Source organism: Bifidobacterium boum (assembly GCF_000741535.1).
In the GTDB taxonomy this organism is placed as follows: domain Bacteria; phylum Actinomycetota; class Actinomycetes; order Actinomycetales; family Bifidobacteriaceae; genus Bifidobacterium; species Bifidobacterium boum.
Genome location: NZ_JGYQ01000016.1, coordinates 280445 through 301748, shown reverse-complemented (window position 1 = coordinate 301748; position 21304 = coordinate 280445). Strand labels below are relative to the sequence as shown.

17 protein-coding genes and 1 tRNA gene are annotated in these 21304 nt (G+C 59.7%); 8 read left to right on the top strand and 10 right to left on the bottom strand.

The window, feature by feature from the left end; genetic code table 11:
• Window positions 1-20 precede the first annotated feature (20 nt).
• The 7 genes from BBOU_RS07115 to BBOU_RS07085 all read right to left on the bottom strand — a co-directional run bounded on the left by BBOU_RS07115 (window position 21) and on the right by BBOU_RS07085 (window position 8159).
• A complete protein-coding gene (locus BBOU_RS07115) occupies window positions 21-1721 on the bottom strand; it encodes an alpha/beta hydrolase family protein (protein ID WP_051616595.1) in 1701 nt (566 codons plus the stop codon).
• 94 nt (window positions 1722-1815) lie between these two features.
• Window positions 1816-2451, bottom strand: coding sequence for a DUF4125 family protein (locus tag BBOU_RS07110; protein ID WP_026502350.1), 636 nt, complete (start codon window positions 2449-2451; stop codon window positions 1816-1818).
• Between the two features lie 176 nt (window positions 2452-2627).
• Entirely contained in the window at window positions 2628-4691 is a 2064-nt protein-coding gene (locus tag BBOU_RS07105; protein ID WP_026502349.1) for a DUF4037 domain-containing protein, read from the bottom strand.
• Between the two features lie 85 nt (window positions 4692-4776).
• Window positions 4777-5328 (bottom strand): hypothetical protein, encoded by a 552-nt coding sequence (locus BBOU_RS07100; RefSeq protein WP_026502348.1) that lies wholly within the window; start codon window positions 5326-5328, stop codon window positions 4777-4779.
• Window positions 5329-5376: 48 nt separating this feature from the next.
• Window positions 5377-6531, bottom strand: coding sequence for a DUF2207 domain-containing protein (locus tag BBOU_RS07095; protein ID WP_026502347.1), 1155 nt, complete (start codon window positions 6529-6531; stop codon window positions 5377-5379).
• A gap of 697 nt (window positions 6532-7228) precedes the next feature.
• Window positions 7229-7302 (bottom strand) — tRNA-Pro (locus tag BBOU_RS07090).
• A 71-nt stretch (window positions 7303-7373) separates the two neighbouring features.
• Window positions 7374-8159 carry an SMI1/KNR4 family protein gene (locus BBOU_RS07085; RefSeq protein WP_026502346.1) on the bottom strand — a complete coding sequence of 262 codons (786 nt, stop codon included), beginning with the start codon at window positions 8157-8159 and terminating at the stop codon, window positions 7374-7376.
• Between the two features lie 227 nt (window positions 8160-8386).
• On the opposite strand from BBOU_RS07085, the gene lysS reads away from it, so the two are divergent.
• The 3 genes from lysS to BBOU_RS07070 all read left to right on the top strand — a co-directional run bounded on the left by lysS (window position 8387) and on the right by BBOU_RS07070 (window position 12333).
• Entirely contained in the window at window positions 8387-10012 is a 1626-nt protein-coding gene (gene lysS / locus BBOU_RS07080) for a lysine--tRNA ligase (protein WP_152595597.1), read from the top strand.
• A 538-nt stretch (window positions 10013-10550) separates the two neighbouring features.
• Window positions 10551-11495, top strand: coding sequence for a 1,4-dihydroxy-2-naphthoate octaprenyltransferase (gene menA, locus BBOU_RS07075; RefSeq protein ID WP_238552137.1), 945 nt, complete (start codon window positions 10551-10553; stop codon window positions 11493-11495).
• A gap of 100 nt (window positions 11496-11595) precedes the next feature.
• Window positions 11596-12333 (top strand): phosphoglyceromutase, encoded by a 738-nt coding sequence (locus BBOU_RS07070; RefSeq protein WP_026502343.1) that lies wholly within the window; start codon window positions 11596-11598, stop codon window positions 12331-12333.
• Between the two features lie 125 nt (window positions 12334-12458).
• On the opposite strand, the gene phoU is transcribed toward BBOU_RS07070, so the two are convergent.
• On the bottom strand, window positions 12459-13145 hold the full coding sequence (gene phoU / locus BBOU_RS07065) for a phosphate signaling complex protein PhoU (RefSeq protein WP_026502342.1): 687 nt from the start codon (window positions 13143-13145) through the stop codon (window positions 12459-12461).
• Between the two features lie 179 nt (window positions 13146-13324).
• On the opposite strand from phoU, the gene BBOU_RS07060 reads away from it, so the two are divergent.
• Window positions 13325-14677, top strand: a complete 1353-nt coding sequence (locus tag BBOU_RS07060; RefSeq protein ID WP_238552134.1) for a sensor histidine kinase — start codon at window positions 13325-13327, stop codon at window positions 14675-14677.
• Between the two features lie 62 nt (window positions 14678-14739).
• Here BBOU_RS07060 and BBOU_RS07055 read toward each other — a convergent pair whose 3' ends face one another.
• Entirely contained in the window at window positions 14740-14994 is a 255-nt protein-coding gene (locus BBOU_RS07055) for a hypothetical protein (RefSeq protein ID WP_026502340.1), read from the bottom strand.
• A gap of 68 nt (window positions 14995-15062) precedes the next feature.
• Here BBOU_RS07055 and manA point away from each other — a divergent pair, with 68 nt between their 5' ends.
• On the top strand, window positions 15063-16487 hold the full coding sequence (gene manA / locus BBOU_RS07050) for a mannose-6-phosphate isomerase, class I (protein ID WP_026502339.1): 1425 nt from the start codon (window positions 15063-15065) through the stop codon (window positions 16485-16487).
• Window positions 16488-16583: 96 nt separating this feature from the next.
• Here manA and serC read toward each other — a convergent pair whose 3' ends face one another.
• Complete coding sequence (gene serC / locus BBOU_RS07045; RefSeq protein ID WP_026502338.1) at window positions 16584-17726, bottom strand: phosphoserine transaminase; 1143 nt, start codon at window positions 17724-17726, stop codon at window positions 16584-16586.
• 405 nt (window positions 17727-18131) lie between these two features.
• On the opposite strand from serC, the gene BBOU_RS07040 reads away from it, so the two are divergent.
• The 3 genes from BBOU_RS07040 (at window position 18132) to BBOU_RS07030 (ending at window position 21236) form a co-directional block, all read left to right on the top strand.
• Complete coding sequence (locus tag BBOU_RS07040; protein WP_026502337.1) at window positions 18132-19055, top strand: CHAP domain-containing protein; 924 nt, start codon at window positions 18132-18134, stop codon at window positions 19053-19055.
• A 189-nt stretch (window positions 19056-19244) separates the two neighbouring features.
• Complete coding sequence (locus BBOU_RS07035) at window positions 19245-20015, top strand: C40 family peptidase (protein ID WP_193352444.1); 771 nt, start codon at window positions 19245-19247, stop codon at window positions 20013-20015.
• Window positions 20016-20195: 180 nt separating this feature from the next.
• Window positions 20196-21236 (top strand): universal stress protein, encoded by a 1041-nt coding sequence (locus tag BBOU_RS07030; protein ID WP_026502335.1) that lies wholly within the window; start codon window positions 20196-20198, stop codon window positions 21234-21236.
• The last annotated feature ends 68 nt before the right edge of the window (window positions 21237-21304 follow it).

Below are 21304 nucleotides of genomic sequence, written 5' to 3'. Positions count from 1 at the left end.
GGCAGAAGCTGGGAGAGGGCCTATCTCAGACCCCAGAACATGAACACGATGATGGACAGCACCAACGCGGCGATGGCGAGCACGGCGACGATGATATGACCGGTACCGGTTGCGATGGACGGTTCGTTGGGGTACCGGCGGATATGATGCACCACCATCGTAACCAGGACGAACAGCAGTAGCAGACAGACTGCAGCACCGATTTGCAGGATGGTCCAGCCTGGTCGCAGTACGCCGGCACGATTGGACAATGACAACGCCGCTTTCCCGAGCGTGGCCAAATACCAGCCCAATCCGCCGGCAGTCAGCAAGGGGAGCGTGACACAGGCGGTAAGTATCGCGGCGATACGACGCCCGAACCGTGGTGCGTCGGCGGATGACCGGTTTTCGGTCGGTATCGCATCCGTCGGCGCGTTGATCGCTGCCCCATCGGATGCATGCACGGGCGCTTGCATCCGCCTTCCACGCAGCCGTCCGCTAACCCACAGTACAATCGCCCCGACCACGGCGGCGAGGATGCACAGGATTTGCGCTGCCATCAAGGCCAACGCCTGCGCTACAGAGCCGATGAGACCGGACCGCGTGCCGCGAGGGGCTGTGAACCGTTGATGCGGTTGGCTTCCCGCAATCAGTGGCGTCGTCCAGTCTGCAGTGCTGGCGCCCGAGGCGACCGCATTCGTCCAATTTTCGAGATCATGCGTGTAATGCCGTTCCAACGGCAGGCCTGGCAGTGACAGGGACGAGCCGGTACGCATCTGATGGTTGGTCGGATAGTAGCGTACCGTCACGTTCGTGTTCCCGTTGCGTTTGGCCGCGTCAGCCAGCGTGCGTGCCCCCTGCTCGATCGGCATGGCCGGGTCAATCGTCCCGTAATTGATGAGCAGCGGCATGGTGAGCGCCGAGTAATATCGTGCGGCCGGGAAATCCGCGTATTTCAATCCGATCAGCGAAAAATCAAGGCTGATCAGCGTCGGCAGTTCGTCAACGACGCTTTGCGGTGCGCCCGCGATCGTTGCATACGAGGTCGCCGCCATCGCCATTTGGTCGCGTCCGGGCACCACGGGTGGGGAAGTGAGGATCATGAACGCGATACGCGGCTGCTGTTTGGCCATCACGCTTGCAATCCACGTGCCTTCGGATTCCGCGTACACACCGACCTGCGACGGGTTGACATGCTTCTGTCCGGCCAGCATCCGCCATGAGGTCAGATAGTCCCGGGCCATCACCTGATAGTCGCGGCTCGTCCACGAATAGTTGTCGAGTCGCTTATCCGGTACCAAGGTGACGATGCCGGCGGACGCCATCGCCGGAGCGATGTCGCCATACACTTCAGACGCTTTGCCGGTGCCGGCGCCATGCACGAACAGGCATGCCGGACGCTTGCCGGGGGCGCCGACCGGTTCGCGCAGGATCGCGTTCACGCTGACCGTATCAGTGAGTGCGATCTTCAGTTTCGTGGTTTTGACCTTGTATGTGCCCTCTTGCGCAGTGGACAGGCCTTTCGCCGCGATCGCGGTATCGGGTGAGCTGACGTTCACATGATTCGTATACGGTTGCACCCGCCAATCTGCGCCGATATGGGAACCCAGAGCAGCCAGGATGATGAGTATGATGAGTGCCACGCTTTCGACGGTCCTGATTCGGCGCCGCTGACTGTTCTGCTCGCCCGTAGCCTCCGTCGTAGCGGTACTGTCATGTTTCGCCTGTGTATGAATGCCCATAGTCAGCCTTGTATCTCGCTTGTATCTCGTGGTGTGTGCCGGTGTCATGCCGCCGCCGTTGCCTGTCGGTCCGGTATCCGCACGCGCTGTGATTCTACGCTTGCGTGCGTTGTGCTGCCTGCGCTTCGTCAAGCCCCGCATATCCGGCCAGACGCACGGTGTTGCGTACGGTCTGCTCGGTCAGGTTGCCTCCCTGCGCCGCAATCGCGTCCACCAACCGCTCATACTCGACGAACGTGGCGTCCGAATACGTGCCCAATTCGCCGCGCAGATACGTTTCGAACGAAGTCTGCTCCGGCGTGTCCTGTGCAGTGGTGAGAACGCGCATCGCCCCGCCGAGCGCCGGCCAGCGTTCAGCGAACACCCGCGCCCACGCGACCTGTCGGGCGATCACCCGCTCCTGCCGGGCGATCCTATCCTCAGACAGGCGGGGAATATACGGTTCGATGCGCTCGCGGTAGATATCCGGGGCTGTGGAAGCCATCATCCGTGCGTATTTTTCAGTCACCAGATTGCGCCCGGTACGGTCCGCCTGCCGCAGATCGTTCTCGTAGCTCGCCAATAGCGCCGGGGTCCAGGTCAGGAACTGGCTTAATCGCATCTCATGGAACATCGGCCAATTGCCTTGGCATGCCGCACGCCCGCCTTCATTATCCGTGTGCTGGAACTGATCCCATTCCAGACGGATCACTGTTTCAAGCAGCGGATCGTCGGTGCGAACCGGAACCATCGGCAACTCCTGGGGCATGAAACCTTCTTTCCTTGACGACGCGGAACATCTGCCATGATAGGCACGCCAGTCCTGCCGTATGCAGGCTGATTCGCCGCCAGCGCTACTGCGAATCCCACGCCGGTGCGGTAAGCCTGCCGCGTCGGCGTGATATGCGTGGTGTACAGCGGGAGGCTCTACAGACTATGCAGGCAGGCGGCATCGTCGGCGATATGCGCTTCGACGTACGGCCGTTGCCATTCCAGGAACCGTTCGTCGCTGTCGGTCAGGCCTTCACGCTTGAGTTCGGCGACAATATCCGCACATATGGCATCGATCAACGCGTCCATAGCCGTGGCGGCGTCATGCGCCTGCCCGCTTTCGCCGTAACAAGCGACGCCGGCAAGCCGCAGCACCTGCTCCACCTTGCCGCACACGCCGGCGAGCCGCGTCCCCATACGGGCGCTCAGACGACGCAACGCGGCAAAACGCCACTTGTAATACGGCGCATACCCGGCGGACGCCGGCGTATTGATCAAAAACACCAGTGATGACACGGCATCTGCGAACATGCTGACCGACATCCATGCCGCACTGCTGTCACCGCGACGCAACATCCGCGGCAGATTGTATTGTCCCGCTTGGCTGATCATGCCCAGGCGCCGTGAAATCAACGACAACCGCACGTCGTCAGGCATCAGCTTGAAGCCTTGCCGCGTCTTGGAAAACGCCCCTAACGGGTCGGCGAACACCTGGCCGTTGGTTGCCGCAGCGAGTGTCGCCTCATCCAACATGAGCCACTCGTGCGGCCGGTCAGCCGCGGGAGCCTGCCGATATCCGGTCAGGGATTCGAAGAAATCACCGATCCGGAACACACCGACCCGCCTGCCGTCGCCCTGCGTGCGCGGCGTGGATTGGCGCGGCCCGAACCCGAGGAATCGTGTCGGCAACGCATCATAATCGGCTTGCAAACGTTCGCCGATCTGCGCGTAATCCTCGTCCGTGAGCCACAGACAGAATCCCGGACCGAAATCATGGTCGTGTGACAGGTTGTCGTCGAACCCATAGCATTCGGAACCGTGCCCGACCAATCCGGCGGCGATACGCCCCTGATAGTGCGGGTATCGTTCGGCAATCATAGGTTTGCCGTATTCAAGCCACATGCGTTTGGCCAGCGCCAGCCCGGTGATGTCGGGGCTCAAATCATCGCCGACGGCCGATGCGTCAGAGAACGCAGTGGTTGTTGCGGTATCCGTGATATCGCTCGACGTGCCGGACTGCTTCGCCTGTTGCGCCATCGCGTCTTCGGCCGCTTGCAGATTGTCGCTGGTGGTCCGGTAATAGTCGGTGTCGGTGCCGTAACATTCGGCGATCACATCGAGTGCTTTGCGGTACAGCATGACCGCATCCGCGAACGCTCCTCGCGTGAACTGCACTTGCGCGGCCCCCGCCAACGCCGACGCGTAATGCGCGCTATGCGTCAAATTGCCGTGGCGATAGACACTGAGCGCGTGCTGGGCATGTTCATGGGCTTGGTCAAGCAGCCCGGCTGAAGTCTGCGCTTGTCCTGCGTCGCCGCCGGCGGCTTCGCGATTGCGGGCTTCATGCCACAGATCCAGTTCGACAAGCGCAAGATTGACATCGGTGGATGCGATATCGGGATCAGTGTGCGGGTCGGCTCCCGAATCGTTGAGGATGGCCATCGCCTGCGTGAGTTCGTCATGCGCTTTGTCCGGGTGGCCGGTTTCGCTGTACAGCATGGACAGATTGTTGTGCAAGGCAGCCAAACGCCGGTCATGCGGGCCGTACGTGGCGGCCGCGCTGTCGAGGGCTTGACGGTACAGGTCCGCGGCCTGGTCGTAATGGTGTGCGGCACGCATCGCAGTGGCGGCGTTGATCAGCGTCGTCGTCCACGCTTCACTGCCGGTCAGTCCCATGCGCAAGCCGAGCTCCAGCGCCCGCTGCACAATCCACTGGTTTTCTTCGTGCCGGCCTTGGGAACGGTAGAATCCCATGGTTTCGTTGAGCACGGTGAGCAGTCCGGCGTCATCGCCGGCGTTTTCGGCATCGGTCATGGCCTGCTGCAGGTAGGCGTCCGCGTCTTGGCCGGCCCGATGAGCCGTGTAGATGGCATCGAGTCCGGTGAGGAATGCGTCCGCATCGAACCGGCTGGCATGATTGCCGGTATCGTCGGCATCGCCGGTGTCATCCGTATCTTCGGCTGCCGAAGCAGCGGGTTGGCTATTGCCGAACAAGGCCATCGGATTGTTGGCCGCCATCAGCGCATCCATGAGCGTGTCTTCGGTACAAGCGCGGTTGTCGGCATCGCCGGGCATGGAAGTGGCGTCACGTCCTGGGGTCGGATTGTTGCGGTTCGTCATGGTCCTGCTTCTCCAATTCCTGATTGAGCCATCGCAGGTATGTTCTCACTGATTTCTGCAGCGTGTTGTCATCGGGCTTGGGGTCTGCCGCTCCCGATGCGACCAGAGCGGATATCGCTTCTCGCTCGGTGTCATACCGTTCTACCTCAATGCCATGGCTGCGCATGATGGTCACCAGCTTATCAGGTATGGCGTTCAGACTGCTGTTCAGCGCATCCGTGTCCACAATACCGGGGTTGAGTGGGATTCCGGCCGACTGTACGGTCGTGCCGATGAAGCCCCGTCCCTTGCTGTCCGGCGCCGCGTGCCGGCCGGCTGTGTGTGCGGTGGTGTCGGCGCGTTTCCACAGCATGCGATCGACTGACGCCAGCTCGCCCTTCGCCAGGCCGAGTGCGACCGCGTACGCGAGGTTCCAGCCGTACAGTTGCGCGTCCCGCGTGGTGCCGCGTTCGCTCAGGTCGCTGTAATCCTTGAGATACTTGCCCAGCCCGAGCACATGATGGTACAAACGCATCATCGGCAGATCGATGCGCTTGGTGGGGATGTCCGCCTCGATGAGCAGATATCAAGTCAGCACCATACCCACCGGACGGATGGGGGACAGCGGCAGGGCGATGATGCAATACACCACCAGGAAGATACGGAGCAGGTCAAGCCGGCGTTTTCCATCAGAACCGGTATTTCGGATATCCTGCAAATTTCGCGTGTTGATGACAAGGACAGCCACAATGACGGCCACATACACGAGTGTCATGAGATTCGCGATCGGCACCAGAATATTCAGCCAAGTGAAACCTTCATAGCGGATGAGGATCTGCGTCAGCGAAGCACAATCAAGCGGATTGAGGAACATCCCGCCTGTGGTGAATATGCTGAATGCACCGGAAATGAACGCGCAGCCGATCAGCATGAACGCTCTTGGCGCTCCCAACGACCGCATGATGCCTCCGGATTGTCTGCTGATCTCTGATTCGACACGGGACAGCGCCCGGTAGCCGTCGGCGGAAAGATGGTCGGTCAATTCGGCAACACTCGGATTGATGTGTGTTCCAGGAACGCCAGGCATTCCCGCAGCATCGGGATGCTCGCGGTAAAAATCATGAAATGCGACGACGAGAAAGTCCAGAAGTTGGTGTTCCGCCCTTGTCAACGGCTGCGTGGGAGTGTTCTGCAGAAACACATGGCCATGCTGGTCAACGCCGATGCCGCCCTTGTCAATCAGTGAGGCGATACCCGAACCGATGAAGGTTCGTTTGCCGAACGCCCACGCGGCGACCATGGGTTCGATTTCCGGCCGGTCGCGCCAATACAGCACTTTCGACGGATGCCGTCCGCGCATGCCGACCGCCCGGCATACTGGGACGGCGATAAGGATATTGATGATGCCGATGAAAAAGAACAGGTAATCAATGGCATTGACATTGACTTCGGGTGTGTCGGATGAGTAGATTTTCTGGAAGCTCCGCCCGCGGAACAGCATGAGCATGCCGAAGTAGTACGCGAGGTACAGAATATACGCGCCGGCCAGAGCGAGCACGATGGCCAGCAGGATCCGCCCGAAACACAACCAGTCAAACCGCTTGTGGTAGTTGGGGCTAGTGTAGTTGTCATCCGGCATGTTCTCCCAGTAGCGGGCTGCGGCGCGGCCGTTGCGCGGTGGAAGGGGGTACGGCGGCGTGGGCGTGGATATTCGTGGGCTGTTCCGGTCGTCGTATTCCATGGCGTATGTGCTCCTTCGTCGCAAGCGGTTTGTGCTGCACAGCTTTGCAACCGAAAGCAGTGGAACATCCGTGCCGGTCTGCTGCGATGTCGCTGGCAACGTTTGCATCCGTTACCATTATCGTAGCGCCTGAAGGCATCCGGCGGGCTGATGGATATCGTGGCGGAGGCCGGCAACGGACATGATTCTTTATATGTTTACCGGCCATCCATCTTGCTGGAGGTGTTGTACTGGCTCGTCCGGTGATTCCCGGAACTCGATGGAGGCGTCGTCGTTATCAAGGAATCGGGGGGAAAGCCTGGGCACGGAGCAATCAATCAGGATGGGGATTCGGTGCTGCGCAGGTCGGTGTTCGGGCGGACTGCCGCCGCTGACATGGGAGAAATCGCACAAACCGACCATCGACAGACAAATCCCCGGGTTTTCGCGGGAGTTTATCGCGGAACCAGGGGATTCGGCGGTAACCTCCCGGATCCGGCTTCAGGAGTGATATTTAAGAACCGTGGATTTTCAACGTTCTCGTTGGGAGATTATCCATGAGGACGCCGGATGCCCATAACCTCCCGCATCCCATGCGGGAGAACAGACATCAGCTGTCCAATCCGTCGAGTTCTCCCAAGACGATCCTGTCCGGTGAATTGGTTTCGCGTTGGAAAAAGAAAACCGGATTACTCAGTGAGTAATCCGGTATTGCAAGTCGGGCTGGCGGGATTTGAACCCGCGGCCTCTTCGTCCCGAACGAAGCGCGCTACCAAGCTGCGCTACAGCCCGTTTTGGCAACGTCCGCTATCATACAGCAATTGCAGAACAATGCCAAATCGGTGTGTCGTCATTGTTCTGTGTCATTCATCGACGGCAGGATGTTCGTCCGAGATGGGATTGTTTCCGGGGAACGGACGAAACTCAGCCATGTCCGGCTGCCAATTGGACGGCATGAACTCGACGGATTCGTAGTCATAGGTATCTGTTGTGCTTCCTCCGGGCTGGTACTCGCATGTGACAAGGAAGACAGTGTCCCCCTGGCCGTTGAGATGACATGGATACCATACACCGGTCCGTATCGCCGTCATCCAGTTGCGGATGCGGTCGGCGAAAGTTTTCGGATATTCGGGACTGACCCAAGACTGGTTGCAATCGGTGATTCTGACTCCATAGGTCATGGTGTCTATGGCGTCGGGATCACCGCAATCGAAAATCGCACAGTAGCGGAAGCCCTCGGCTGTGTACAACGAAATATCGAATGGGGCTACGACGCCGCGCGCGCCATGATTGTATGTCAGGTCGCCGGTCGGATTGTGTGACTGGCATTCGCAGCATTCGTCCCATTCCTGCGGATCGGGTTCATGATCGAAGCTTTCGCACACGATTTCGCGATCTTCCTTGTGAGTTGCGAGCGTCTCGCTCAAAGATTGGAAAAAGCCCGGCATCGCAGAGCGTGGTTCGCCTCCGTTGTGCCATTGCCAGAAAGCTTTCGCATCTTGGGTCAGACGAATCTGGTACTGCTCCTCCAGATCAGCGATTTCCCGGTCGCTGATAGGAGGGGCGAGCCGTGCGGCTGTGTCGATACCGATGTGCTGGAGAAGCAATTCGTACTCGTTCAACAGATTCTGTACTTCTTGGTATGCCATGTCATCGCGCTCCGTGGTTGTCCCCGCCTGATGTTGTATCTTCGTGCACGTCGGCGTCGATGTACACGACTTACAGGTTATTGTAGTCGCATGCATGGTGTTGTGACGGATTTGGATGCTGCCGCGTGTATTGGCACTTCGATACACTGGGGTGCATGACGAATCCTGAACAATCCGCTGAAGATACTGCGGAACAGCATACCCAGCAACCTGAAGACGCGCCGGTCATGACGACCGTCGAACATGCCGAGCTTCTGCTGGAGCAGGACAAGAAGATCCGCTCCAATATTGATGAAGGCAAGAGCCTTGACGAGGCGATCGATCCGAGCAACAAGGAATTCGGCCCGCTTGCACACCCCGAGCAGGTGCAGATGCGTGTCGCCAAGCGCGCGCTCATGCTCAAAGAGGGCGTCCAGCCGTACCCGGTCCATGTTGATGTGACCGCCACCATCGGCCAGGTGCGCGCCAAGTATGACGGCAAGCTCAACGCCGGTGACGAGACGCAAGACGTGGTCGGTGTCGCCGGGCGTGTGCTCTTCCTGCGCAACGGCGGCGGCCTGTGCTTCGTCAAGCTCGCTCAGGGCGACGGCACCGCCATCCAGGGCATGATCTCCAAGAAGGAGATCGGTGCGGATTCCTTGAAGCAGTTCAAACAGATGGTCGATCTAGGCGACCACCTGTTCCTCAAGGGTCGTGTCATCGCGTCGAAGACGGGTGAGCTGTCCGTCTTCGCCAGCGAATGGCGTATCGCGGCGAAGGCCCTGCAGCCGTTGCCCGCCCTGCATAAGGAGCTGAGCGACGACACGCGTACCCGCAAGCCGTATATCGGCATGATCGCCGACGAGCGCATCCGCGATATGGTGCGCAAGCGTTCCGCCGTGGTTTCTTCGCTGCGCCACACCTTCGAAGGCCATGACTTCCTCGAGGTCGAAACGCCGATGCTGCAAACCGTGCATGGTGGCGCCGCGGCGCGACCGTTCACCACGCATATGAACGCCTTCGACATTGACCTGTATCTGCGCATCGCCCCGGAACTGTTCCTCAAGCGGTGCCTCGTGGGTGGCATCGACCGCGTGTTCGAAATCAACCGCGATTTCCGCAACGAAGGCGTCGACGCCACGCATGCCCCCGAGTTCACCATGCTCGAGGCCTATCAGGCGTACGGCAATTATGACACGATTGCCGCGCTGGTCAAGGAGCTCATCGTCAAGTCCGCGCTTGACGCCTTCGGCAGCACGAAGGTCACGCTGCTCAACGGCGAGGAATACGATTTCGGTGGCGAATGGAAGACCATCAGCATGTACGATTCGCTCTCCGAAGCGCTCGGCGAGGAAATCATCCCGAACGGCGGTCCGGACAACCCCGGCACGTCGGTCGAGCATCTGGGGAAGATCGCCGACAAGCTGGGTGTGGAACGCGACGACGTGGAAAACCACGGCAAACTGGTCGAGCACCTGTGGGAGCACTTCTACGAGGACAAGCTCTACGAGCCGACCTTCGTGCGCGACTTCCCGGTGGAAACCAGCCCGCTGGTCAAATCCCACCGTTCAAAGCCCGGCGTGGTGGAGAAGTGGGATCTGTACGTGCGCGGCTTCGAACTGGCGACCGGCTATTCCGAGCTTAACGACCCCGTGGTCCAGCGTGAACGCTTCGTCGCCCAGGCCAAGGACGCGCTCGCCGGCGATGTCGAAGCTATGGATATTGATGAGGACTTCCTCGAGGCACTCGGCGTGGGTATGCCGCCGGCCGGTGGCACGGGCATGGGTATCGACCGTCTGCTCATCGCGCTGACCGGCGCGACCATCCGTGAGACGATCACCTTCCCGCTGACCAAGCCGCTGAACCTTCAGTAGGCCGCCCGGGCTTCCGGGTTTTGCAAGCATTGGTGCCGGTTTCGGGTTTCCTGCCGGCACCAATGCTGGTTATTGTTCCCCTTCGCACGCTCTCGGGGGAATGCTGCTTCGGATGCGTTCACCGTTGAAGCATCGCGATGAAATCGTCAATATCATACGTATCAGTATCTATCTTGTTCCTTGATTGGATTCTTGGGGCATGCATGCGGCATGGCGCCAAGCTGCCATGCAACCGACGCAGATCGTCTGTCGCGCCGTTGTGTGAACAAATCCTCACACAACGGCGTCCGCGGGTATCATACGGCCGGGTTTGGGGTGCCGGACGGGTCATTGTGTGAGCCAATCCTCACAAGCATCCGTATAGCTGGCCAATCATCATCCGCAGGTCTTCCATCCGCCCCCGGTATGTGAGCCAATCCTCACATAACGCAGGTCCGATCTTGATCAACAGGCTCCCTGCGGTCTGGCACACCCGCGAAAGCATTGGAGGCTCGTGAAACCCTTGATTTCGTCACAGTGGGGGAGTAAGGAGGAAGATATGGGAAGAACAATGACATACGCGGATTGGATTCATGGCGCTCGGCCGAAAACCTTGCCGCTGGCTGTGGCTCCGGTCATCACCGGTGCCGCCGTTGCTGGCGTGTCCGGCACCCCATACACCCTACGGTTCCTTGTATTGACGCTGCTGTGCATGGGTGTGGCATTGTTCTTGCAAATCGCAGCGAATTTCGCGAATGATTACTCCGATGGCATCCGTGGAACCGACGAACACCGGGACGCCGCGGATACGATGAACAACGGGCAGACCGCTGCGAATACGCCCACGCATGCTCCCGCGCGTCTGGTCGCTTCAGGTGTCGCCCCACATGCGGTGTTGCAAGCCGCCGGCGTCAACGCGGCGCTCGCCAGTTTGTCCGGCCTTGCCGTGTGCGCGTTGACCGGTTACTGGTGGTTTCTTGCCGTAGGTGTGGCTTCGCTCTTGGCTGGCTGGTTCTACGTGGGTGGACAGCACCCGTACGGCTACCATTATTTGGGCGAAGTGTTCGTTTTCGTGTTTTTCGGGCTGGTAGCCACATGCGGTACGACAATCGCGTTGTCGGGCTGTGCCACGATTGGGGCTCTGTGCGCGGGAAGCGCGAACGGCTTGGTCGCGGTCGTGGTGTTGTGTGTCAATAATCTGCGTGATATTGAATCTGATGCGAAGTATGGCAAGCATACGTGGATGACTGCGCTGGGACGCACATGGGGGACTGTGCTGGCGGATGTGTTGCTGGTGTGTGCGTCGGTGTTGACGATTGGCATGGTTGTCGCGTGGCGTGCTGCGAGTACGGGAGTCATCGCGGTCTGCGTGTTGATGGGCGCGGTTCAGGTTGCGGCGTGTGACGCGTTGACGCGTGCCGATTATCGTCGTGCCCTGCCGTTGTGTACGCTCGGTTCGCTGTCAGTGTCCGCGGTCTTTGCGGCGATGGCTGTGCTTGCATGAACCATGGTGGAGCGTACGCCGCAGCGTTCTGGATGATGCGTTGTCCGCGATGTCGGCTGATGGCTCGATTTTGGGAGGCCGGGGCGCTAAACTACACAGTATGACCTACAAACTGGTACTGCTCCGTCATGGACAGAGCGCATGGAATAAAACGAATCAGTTCACCGGCTGGGTGGACGTCCCGCTGACCGAGCAGGGCGTTGAGGAAGCCAAGCGTGGTGGCCAGCTGCTCAAGGAGAAGAACGTCCTTCCGGACATCGTGTTCACCTCCCTGCTGCGTCGCGCCATCAACACCGCGAATTACGCGCTTGATGAGGCTGACCGCCTGTGGATTCCTGTCCAGCGTAGCTGGCGCTTGAACGAGCGTCACTATGGTGCGTTGCAGGGCAAGAACAAGAAGGCCATCCGCGAGGAGTACGGCGACGAGAAGTTCATGCTGTGGCGCCGCTCCTACGCCACGCCGCCGCCAGACATCGACCCGGATGACCAGTATGCGCAGAATCATGATCCGCGCTACACCGGCGATCCGGTGCCGGAAGCCGAGTGCCTGGCTGATGTCGTCAAGCGTGTCGAGCCGTACTTCAAGTCCGCTATTGAGCCTGAGCTCAAGGCTGGCAAGACCGTGCTCATCGCCGCTCATGGCAACTCGCTGCGTGCTATCGTGAAGATGCTTGACGGCCTGTCGGAGGAAGAGATCGCCAAGGTCAACATCCCGACCGCCATCCCGCTGCTGTACGAGCTGGACGAGAACTTCAAGCCGATTAAGCCGCGTGGCGAGTATCTCGATCCTGAGGCCGCCGCCGCCGGTGCCGCCGCTGTCGCCAACCAAGGCAAGTGAGCTGCAAGGCTGTACCACCTGAGACGTGATAACGTAAGCGCCCTCCCCGCCGATCAAGTGGCGGGGAGGGCGCTTACGTATGCGGGTGTTTATGGGAGAACCGGCAAACACCCGTCCGTCTGCTGTCACAAGTCAGCTACCGGCGTGTCTTCGTCGCGGCCGGGATCCTTGCTCGGGTCGAAACCAGAGACGATGTATACGACGCGGCGTGCGGCGGAAACCGCATGGTCGCCGAGACGTTCGAGGAAACGTCCGATGAGTACCACGTCAATGAGCTGCTGCCGGGTGCCGGTCCACGTGTCGCCGAGCGCGATGTCGAAGGTCTTGTGGTGCAGCTGGTCGAGCTTGTCGTCGTCAATGATGACGGTTTCCGCGATTTTCGTATCACGGTCGGCGAGCATTTCCACCAGACGGTCAGCGGTTACGCGCAGGAATGCGACCATCTGGGCGAATATTTCGCGGGTCTCCTCAGGCAGGGCGTGCTGCGGGTATTCCCGTCGTGCGGTTTCCGCGATATGGCGGGCCAGATCGCCCATACGTTCGAAGGTTGCCGCCAGACGCAGTGTGGAGACCACTACGCGCAAGTCGGTTGCCACGGGGTTCTGCTTGGCGAGCAGGTGGACGCACTGGTCGATTACGCTTGACTCCAGCGCATCGATTTCGATATCGCCGTCGATTACCGCCTGTGCCTTGTCGATATCCGCATTCAACAGTGCATCGCCGGCGCCGTTAATCGCCTTGCGGACGTCTTGTGCCATACGATCAAGGTCGTCTGCGACGGCTTTCATCTCCTCATTGAAAATAACGCGCATTGCTCTGCCTTTCTGGGATTGCTCCGTCCTGCTGGAGAAGTTCTGGCGCACTGCTTCCTGTGCATTGCGGATGCGGTGCGGTCACTACTGTCCCTAGTCTATTAGCGACACGCCCGCTACGCCACCATGGTGACGGCGGATTGCTCAGCGTTTGTGCAAAATTCACCATGGTGTTCATCATGGTTCATGTTTGGGCGCGGCGAACCGGCGTTGGCATGGGCAAACTGTGGGACAATGGCGGCATGGGCTTTTCTTCTGCTGATTGGCATACCGTCCCGATGATGATACTTGTCGTGGCGGGTATCGTGGTTGCCGTGGCGTCGGTTGTGGCATGCGTGTGCAACGGCGGCGTGGCGCGGCTTCTGGAGCAGGACCGGGAGCGCGGCTTTTTCTGGTTTTCCCGCCGTCGCGCTGATGATGGCGATGCGGAAGATGATCTTGACGATTCCACTCAAGCACTGCTGGCGATGCTTCCTACGGCTTCGGCGGTTGTTGACGCCCATGACAGTGTCATCAGGGCGAGTTCCGCAGCGTACACGCTTGGCGTGGTGCGTGACGAGTCGATATGCAATGATGAGATTCTTGCCGCGGTCCATGAGGTGCGGCGTACGGGGGTCCGCAAGCAGCTTGATGTCACTACGCAAACCGCGGAACAGCGGATTGTCAGCCCGCAAGCGGATACTTGCAGTGCGGATGCCGGGTTGCAGAACATCCGGGTCATTCACGGCGTGTCGCGTCCGAATTGGCTGAAGGTGACGGTCGGGAACATCAACGACCGGTTCATTGTAGTGATGCTTGATGATGTCAGTGAAGCCATCAGGTTCGCCCAGGTTCGCGAATCGTTCATCCAGAACGTGTCCGAACAGTTGATTGAACCGTCGCATGCGTTGGAGCAGTTGGCGGATTCTTTGGAACATGATGATCTTGACCGCGATGAGGTCCGGCGTGATGCCGTCGAGGTCCGTACCGCGTGCCGGCATATGGAACACATGGTTTCCGATTTGCTGTTGCTGATCAAAGTGCAAGAGCCGATTGTCGCCTCCGGACATAACCGGATGAATGTGATGGAGCAGTTGCGAGACGTGGTCGACTCCCATCGCGAGATGGCGAGTACGGCCGGCGTATCGTTGGAATTGTCAGGTGACGAATCGTTGACGATTCACGGCGAGCCTGACCAGTTCAAGGCCGCGGTGTCCAAGCTGGTGGAGAATGCGGTCGGATATTCCCCTCAAGGCGCGGTTGTCGCGATTTCAGTGAAACGTTCCGATGATGGCAATGATGCCGCGGTCAGCGTCATCGATCGTGGCTGTGGTATTGCGAAAACCGAGCAAAACCGCATTTTTGAACGGTTCTACCGTGGGTCGCATCAGACTGAACGCACACGGCATGGTATCGGCTTGGGATTGGCGATTGTCAAGCATGTCGCGCTGACCCATCATGGGAACGTGAGCGTGTGGAGCGTACCGGGACAGGGCAGTACCTTCACCATGACGATTCCGCTGGCCGCGCAATCACAGAGTACGGCTTCCTGACAGTAAGCGCAGTAGCAGCGTGTAGCATGTGCAGGCGGTTGAATGCCGCCATCGCAGGCGGATTATTTCCCCAAGCGCCGGTAATCCCACCGGTCGAAATGCTCCCAGATGAGCAGCACGATACCGACGAACACGCCTGCCGCGCACACGACGAGTTCCCGAAGAACCGGAACGTGCAAGGCGAGCAGCATCGCGCAAATAATCAGCGCCGCGGTCCACAATGCAGTACCGATCAGGAACACCTTGCGCAGGTCGACGCGCACAGGCTTGGGCGACGGTTTGCGGGCCGCCGGATCGAAAATCGGAGCCAACTTCATATCTTTACCATAACGTGCGGGGTAACCTTGTTAGGTATTGTTCGCCGGAAGAAAGGGGCGTCATAGCCGTGTACGTGATACGTCCGGTCCCCAAACGCTACGCATGGGGGTCGTATACCCGCCTGCAATCCTTGTTCTCCGATGAGCCCGCCCTGGCTGCGGCAGATACGGGCGATCCGGCAACAGGCGCGGTCGATACGGCGAATAGTCCACTCGCGGAGATGTGGTTCAGCGGACACCCCCAGTCACCCTCGCAGCTCATCGCGCCGGACGGGACACACACCACGGTGCTGGATGCGATTCGTGAACGGCCTGAATACATGGTCGGCCGCCGCTGTTCCGAACAATTCGGTCCGGAACTGCCGTTCCTGTTCAAAATCATCGCAGCGCGCATTCCACTGTCACTGCAAGTCCACCCTGTGGATTTCGAGGCGAGGGCGGGATTCAACGCCCAGAACGCCCAAGGTATCGCGCAGGACGCTCCAGAACGGTCGTTCCATGACGCCGAAGCGAAAAGCGAGATGGTTGTCGCGCTCGAACCGTTTGAAGCGAGTGTAGGATTCAGCCCGATTTCAGTGATGCTGCACAATCTGAGTATGGTCAGCCACCCGCTCGCCGCCCGCATGGTTGATGCGTTGACGCAGCGGACACTGCGCATCGGTCAGACTCCTGAAGGCTTTGAGCATGCTGACGCGATGATGCCGATGTCGTCCATGGTTTGGCCTGATTCGAGACGCCGTATTTTCCGAGCATTCCATACGGCGATCACCGCGGGACCGGTCGAAGGGCTTGAAACGCAACTGCGATACGCTTCGCTGCGGGTGAGCGACCCGGTTGCCCGCAGCGCGTTCCATCATGCACTCGCCGCGGCCGCCGCGTTCCCGAACGATCCGAGTGTCTTGACGCTGCTCATGCTGAATCCGGTGTCCTTGCAGGAGGGGGAGTCGGTGTTCATCCCGGCGGGCATCCCACACGCGTATATCCATGGCATGGCGGCGGAAATCATGAATAATTCCGACAATGTGCTCAGGGCCGGAATGACAGTCAAGCATAAGGATATTCCCCGGCTGTTGCACACTTTGAATTGTCAGCCGGGGGCTCCGGTGGATCCGGCCGACGCTCGATTCGGCGATATGGCTACCCGTGACGGTGACTTGATTGTCTATACGCCCCATATTGACGAATTCATGCTCGCATACGGGCATACCGGCCCAACGGCTGCCGCCTGGCCGGTGATGGATCGGGTGCTTCGACGCTACGGCGCTTTGCTGCGCCAGCTGGCGCGAGGACGCATCGATCAGGGGCGTCACAAGCCGCGCATCGTGCTATGTACCGCCGGATCAGTGCGCTGCTCCAGCGAAATGGACGCACGGGAACTGTCCGCAGGCCAAGCGGTATTCATCCCGGCAGCTGAGGGATGGGTGAGTGTGGAATCCTGCGGAGGCGGCTCATCGGACGGCGGGTCGTTCCTGATGGCAACCACCCAAGTGTGATTCCCCGTGAGTCAAGCGCGAGCAGCTGTACAACAAAAAACCGGTTACGTTCGCGGTGAGCAAGCGTAACCGGTTCAACAAGACGGTGGCGTCTGGTTACATATGTTCGACGACGTAATCGACGCACTTCGTCAGCGCCACGATATCCGCAGGCTCAACCGACGGGAACACGCCGATGCGCAGCTGATTGCGCCCAAGTTTGCGATAGCCGCCGGTGTCCACGATGCCGTTGTCTCGCAGCATCTGGATGACCTGTTTCGCGTTGACGGACTCGTCGAGATCGATGGTCACCGTCGCGGTGGAGCGTGCATCCGGATTCTCGACGAACGGCTTGGCATATGTGCTGCGTTCCGCCCACTGGTAGAGCAGGGAAGCGGACTTCGTGCACCTCGCGTTCGCCCAAGCCAGACCGCCGTTATCGTTGAGCCAACGAATCTGGTTTTCCAGCATGATGAGCGTGGCCACGGCAGGGGTGTTCAGCGTCTGATCCTTGCGTGAATTCTCGATTGCGGATTTCAATGACAGGAACGACGGAATCCAACGGCGCGCGCCTTCCAGCTTCGTGCTTGCTTCAAGCGCGTACGCGCGTTCGATGGCCGCGGGGGAGAGAATGGCGATCCACAGGCCACCGTCGGAGCCGAATGCTTTCTGCGGAGAGAAGTAGTAGGCGTCGGTCTGCGCGATATCAACCGGCAGTACGCCGGCGCCGCTGGTCGCGTCCACCAGCATGATGGCACCCTGCTCGGCGCTGCCGGCGATACGCTTGACCGGCGTGGCAACACCGGTGGACGTCTCATTATGAGCCCAGCAGTAAGTGTCAACATATTCGGTCAGTTCCGGCAAACGGTATGTGCCGGGGTCGGAACGGAACATTTCCGGTTGCTCAAGGAACGGGGTGCGTTCGGCTTCGATGGCGAATTTCTCGCTGAACGAGCCGTACACGCCGAAAGCGGCCTTGCGGGTGATCAGTGAAGCACACGCCGTATCCCAGAACGCGGTGGCTCCACCATTGCCGAGCACGACTTCATATCCGTCAGGAATGCTGAAAAACTGGGCAAGCCTCTCGCGGATGGAACCGACGAGCTGCTTGATCGGCGCTTGACGGTGGGATGTGCCCAGCAGCGTGGTGGCGCCAGCGTCGAGCGCCTGCACCTGCTCCGGGCGGATTTTGCTCGGGCCGGAACCGAAACGACCGTCCCGAGGCAGCAAGGATTCGGGGATTGTCACTGTATTGCTCATGCTTGCAAGGGTAGCCAACACGGTGGATTGGCGGCAAGGTACGTGCGTATCGTGGTCACCTGGCGCTATGGCCGTATCGCGCTCGCTGTTGTCTGCCGGGCAACACGCCGTTCCCGGATTGCGTATCGGTGGCGGCGGTGGCCGCGGAGAGGCAAGTATTCCGCGGCAGAAGCCGGATTGTCGGCTGGTTGATGTTCGACGGCAATCGATTGACATGTTGCATACCGGACATATCGGGTTGTATCGTGGGGGGTATCGAGCCGGTTCGGCGCTGTCTGATTGGGAACGGTGATATTGCCGATTCCACAGGCATCCGTTGCGCTGTACCGCTCATGTAATCAGTGTTGCAGCATCATTGATGCGCGGCGTTAGGGAACGACAAACGACAACAAGGAGTGCACAGGTATGGGACATGCGGCACACAAGGCGACGCGTTCACAGCATCGCTTCAGTGTCACTGACGTCTTTTCCAAGTCGTCCCACGGTGCCCATGCGGCTCATGCGATGCGTTCCGTATCCGCCGGATCCGCGGCGGCTATCGACCCGGCGCTGGCTGCAAAACTTGATGAAGTCGCACCGTTGACGCGTCGCGCGATTCGCGAGTCCGCCCGCGCTGCCCGTCGTAAAACCCGTTTTATGGCTTCCGGATCGTTCGTGGCCTTGGCCGGTGCCGCGGCGGGAGCTATCAGTCTCAGCGATATGGGGGCTGTCACCTCAGTGGCATCGGGAACCTCGACTGTCCAGCAAGCAGGTCGGACGGGTACCGGCAGCGTCGTCTCGCGTTCCCAACAGCGTACGTCATTGGGGTCGGCCGGCCAGACCAGTTCGGGAAACTGGTCTCTTGGCGCTTCCAATTCCGATCTTGATGTTTCGCAGATGTCGCAGACCACCATATCCAATCCTGTGGTGGCCAAGCTGGTTGAAAGCGACAGGAACCAACTGCCTTCTGGTTTCGATCCGAATCATGCCACTGGCGACTCCGGCAACCAGTATTCGTTCAGCCAGTGCACGTGGTGGGCGTATGTACGTCGTCAGCAACTGGGATTGCCGGTCGGTTCGCATATGGGCGATGGTGCGCAATGGGCGGCTTCCGCGAGGAAACTGGGCTACTGGGTGGATTCCACGCCGCGGCATGTCGGCGATGTCATCGTGTTCCAGCGTGGCCAGTATGGTTCCAGCACGGTGTATGGGCACGTCGCCATTGTTGAGCAGATCAATGATGACGGTTCGATTGCGACTTCCGAGTGCGGTGCCACCCTTCAAGGCAAAACGGTTTCCCGCACGTTCACTGCTGATCAGGCGGCGCAATTGCAGTTTATTCATTACTGAATGATTGCTGAGTGATTACTCAGCAATGCATGGAATGTCGCCGACAGGTGGGTTCTTGGTGTCGTGGCGTAGTGTGTTCGGCGTGTCTTCAGGGATACCGCGGATAGCCCCCGATGCCCTCGGATTCTTGTAAGTTTCACATGGTACAGTGCCGTGTTGATGATGAAATTAGGTAGATCTCTTACAGCGATGGTCGCAGTTGCAGCCGCGTGTTTGTCGTTGGCGGCGACTGCCTCATCAGCGTCCGCACAATCCTCGACGTCCGCGACGGCGATCACGTCATCGCGCTCGTTCCCCAAAACCACAACGGTGAAGAAGAATCTGCTCGCTGAATCAACGTCGACCAGCGTGGACTCCAATTCCAATTGGGGTGGCATCGAATCGTTGAATCCGCCGCAGACCAAGTCCACGGCCGAAAAGGAAGCCGAAGCGAAGGCAGCCGCTGAAAAGGCGGCGGCTGAAGCGGCGGCCCAAGCTGCGGCGCAAGCGGCAGCCCAAGCGGCAGCCCAAGCTCAGCAGCAGGCGGCGAGCCGTTCGCAGAGCCGCAGCAGCTTGAGTGCTTCGACATCAAGCCCGAGTGCCACGGTGACGGTCAACCCGCCCGACAGCGCATCGGCCAGTGCTCTGGTCGCCTACGCGGCGCAGTTCGTGGGTGTGGTTCCCTATGTCTCAGGCGGCAATACCCCCGCCGGCTGGGATTGCTCCGGCTTCGTGCAGTATGTGTTCGCACAGATGGGTATCAGCCTGCCCCATTATTCCGGCGCCCAAGCCACGCTCGGTACGGCTGTGCCTTCTTTGGCTGAGGCGCAGCCCGGCGATATCATCGCCAATGGCGCGCATGCGGGCATCTACGTCGGCAACGGCATGGTGGTCAACGCATTGAACAAGAACGCCGGAACCGTGTACACGCCGGTCGCGTACGCGTTCAGCGGGTCCTACTCCATCCGCCGGCTGCTCTGAGCCGCAGTGCCTGTCGGCTCAATCCGGCTGAATTCGTGATCGTGAAGCGTCCGAAAGGGCGCTTCACGTGTTGTTAGGCGATTTTCATGCGACACCTCCTTGGAACACTCGTCCGGGTGGAGTAAGGTAACACGTAGGGACGGCGTACTGCTGCGCCGCTCATCAATGAAGGAGGTCGTCATGATCAACGACAAGGCAATCCTCGTCGGCGTGGATGGATCCCATGCGAGTTACAAGGCCACATGGTGGGCCGCAAACTACGCAAAGCACGCAGGCCTGACCCTGCAAATCGTGTGTGCATACTCACTGCCGAGCTATGCTGCTGTATCATTCGATGCCACGTACACGGCAATGGGGGATGACAATGCCGCGCATAATGATGCGCAGGAGATCCTGTCCAAGGCCAAGGCCATCGCGGATGAGCAGGGGGTGAAAGCCGCAACACTGATTGTCACGGGTGATCCCGCATCCGTGTTCGTGGAACTGTCCCGCAACTACAATCTCATCGTGATCGGCAACCGTGGTAAGGGCGGTTTGGCCGAGCGTCTGCTGGGCACCACCAGTTCCTCACTACCCGCCTATGCGTACTGCCCGATTGTCGTCGTACCGTATACCGACGATGAGGGCAATCTGATGCATTTGAACAACCAGATCACGCGCGTAGCCGTCGGCTCCGACGAATCCAAGTGGGGGTTGAAAGCCCTCGAAATCGCCGCCGACTTCGCGGCGAGCTGGAACGCGCAGCTCGATGTCATTTCCGCTGTGCCCAACGTCAAGGGTGCTGCGGAGGACGAAGGCGTGATGGCTTCGTACCTGGAAGATCTTGACGTGCGTATCAAGCCGATTGAGGAAGCTCACCCGGATCTTGAAATCCACAAGTCGATTGTGCCGGGTAACGCGGTCGATACGCTCACCAAGGCGAGCTACGACCATGATGTCGTCGTGGTTGGTTCGCGTGGTCGTGGCGGATTCACCGGCCTGCTGCTTGGTTCGACCAGTCAGGGACTGCTCCAGCATGCGGTCAGCCCGGTGTACGTGGTGCCGCGCAAGTATGTTGAAGCCGCGGAATCCCGTCTTGATACCGTGCCCAGCTCCCCGGCGGACGTGCCGACCAAGCCGATCGATGACATCTCCGGTGTCGAAACCGTACAGGTGCCGACGGCTGGTGCCGAGCAAGCCAACGCCATCGAGTCGAAGATCGATCCAGAACACAAGGAGTAGGGGCTCGGGCGTCCGGCAACGCGCCGAAGCCCGGCTCCATATACGGTGATGCCTCCATCCGCAAGTTA

Excerpts from the sequence above, each read along its gene's own strand:
- BBOU_RS07115 (WP_051616595.1), bottom strand. The coding sequence starts at position 1,721 with ATGGGCATTCATACACAGGCGAAACATGACAGTACCGCTACGACGGAG.
- BBOU_RS07110 (WP_026502350.1), bottom strand. The coding sequence starts at position 2,451 with ATGGTTCCGGTTCGCACCGACGATCCGCTGCTTGAAACAGTGATCCGT.
- BBOU_RS07105 (WP_026502349.1), bottom strand. The coding sequence starts at position 4,691 with ATGGCCTTGTTCGGCAATAGCCAACCCGCTGCTTCGGCAGCCGAAGAT.
- BBOU_RS07100 (WP_026502348.1), bottom strand. The coding sequence starts at position 5,328 with ATGATGCGTTTGTACCATCATGTGCTCGGGCTGGGCAAGTATCTCAAG.
- BBOU_RS07095 (WP_026502347.1), bottom strand. The coding sequence starts at position 6,531 with ATGGAATACGACGACCGGAACAGCCCACGAATATCCACGCCCACGCCG.
- BBOU_RS07085 (WP_026502346.1), bottom strand. The coding sequence starts at position 8,159 with ATGGCATACCAAGAAGTACAGAATCTGTTGAACGAGTACGAATTGCTT.
- lysS (WP_152595597.1), top strand. The coding sequence starts at position 8,387 with ATGACGACCGTCGAACATGCCGAGCTTCTGCTGGAGCAGGACAAGAAG.
- menA (WP_238552137.1), top strand. The coding sequence starts at position 10,551 with ATGGGAAGAACAATGACATACGCGGATTGGATTCATGGCGCTCGGCCG.
- BBOU_RS07070 (WP_026502343.1), top strand. The coding sequence starts at position 11,596 with ATGACCTACAAACTGGTACTGCTCCGTCATGGACAGAGCGCATGGAAT.
- phoU (WP_026502342.1), bottom strand. The coding sequence starts at position 13,145 with ATGCGCGTTATTTTCAATGAGGAGATGAAAGCCGTCGCAGACGACCTT.
- BBOU_RS07060 (WP_238552134.1), top strand. The coding sequence starts at position 13,325 with ATGGTTCATGTTTGGGCGCGGCGAACCGGCGTTGGCATGGGCAAACTG.
- BBOU_RS07055 (WP_026502340.1), bottom strand. The coding sequence starts at position 14,994 with ATGAAGTTGGCTCCGATTTTCGATCCGGCGGCCCGCAAACCGTCGCCC.
- serC (WP_026502338.1), bottom strand. The coding sequence starts at position 17,726 with ATGAGCAATACAGTGACAATCCCCGAATCCTTGCTGCCTCGGGACGGT.
- BBOU_RS07040 (WP_026502337.1), top strand. The coding sequence starts at position 18,132 with ATGGGACATGCGGCACACAAGGCGACGCGTTCACAGCATCGCTTCAGT.
- BBOU_RS07035 (WP_193352444.1), top strand. The coding sequence starts at position 19,245 with ATGGTCGCAGTTGCAGCCGCGTGTTTGTCGTTGGCGGCGACTGCCTCA.
- BBOU_RS07030 (WP_026502335.1), top strand. The coding sequence starts at position 20,196 with ATGATCAACGACAAGGCAATCCTCGTCGGCGTGGATGGATCCCATGCG.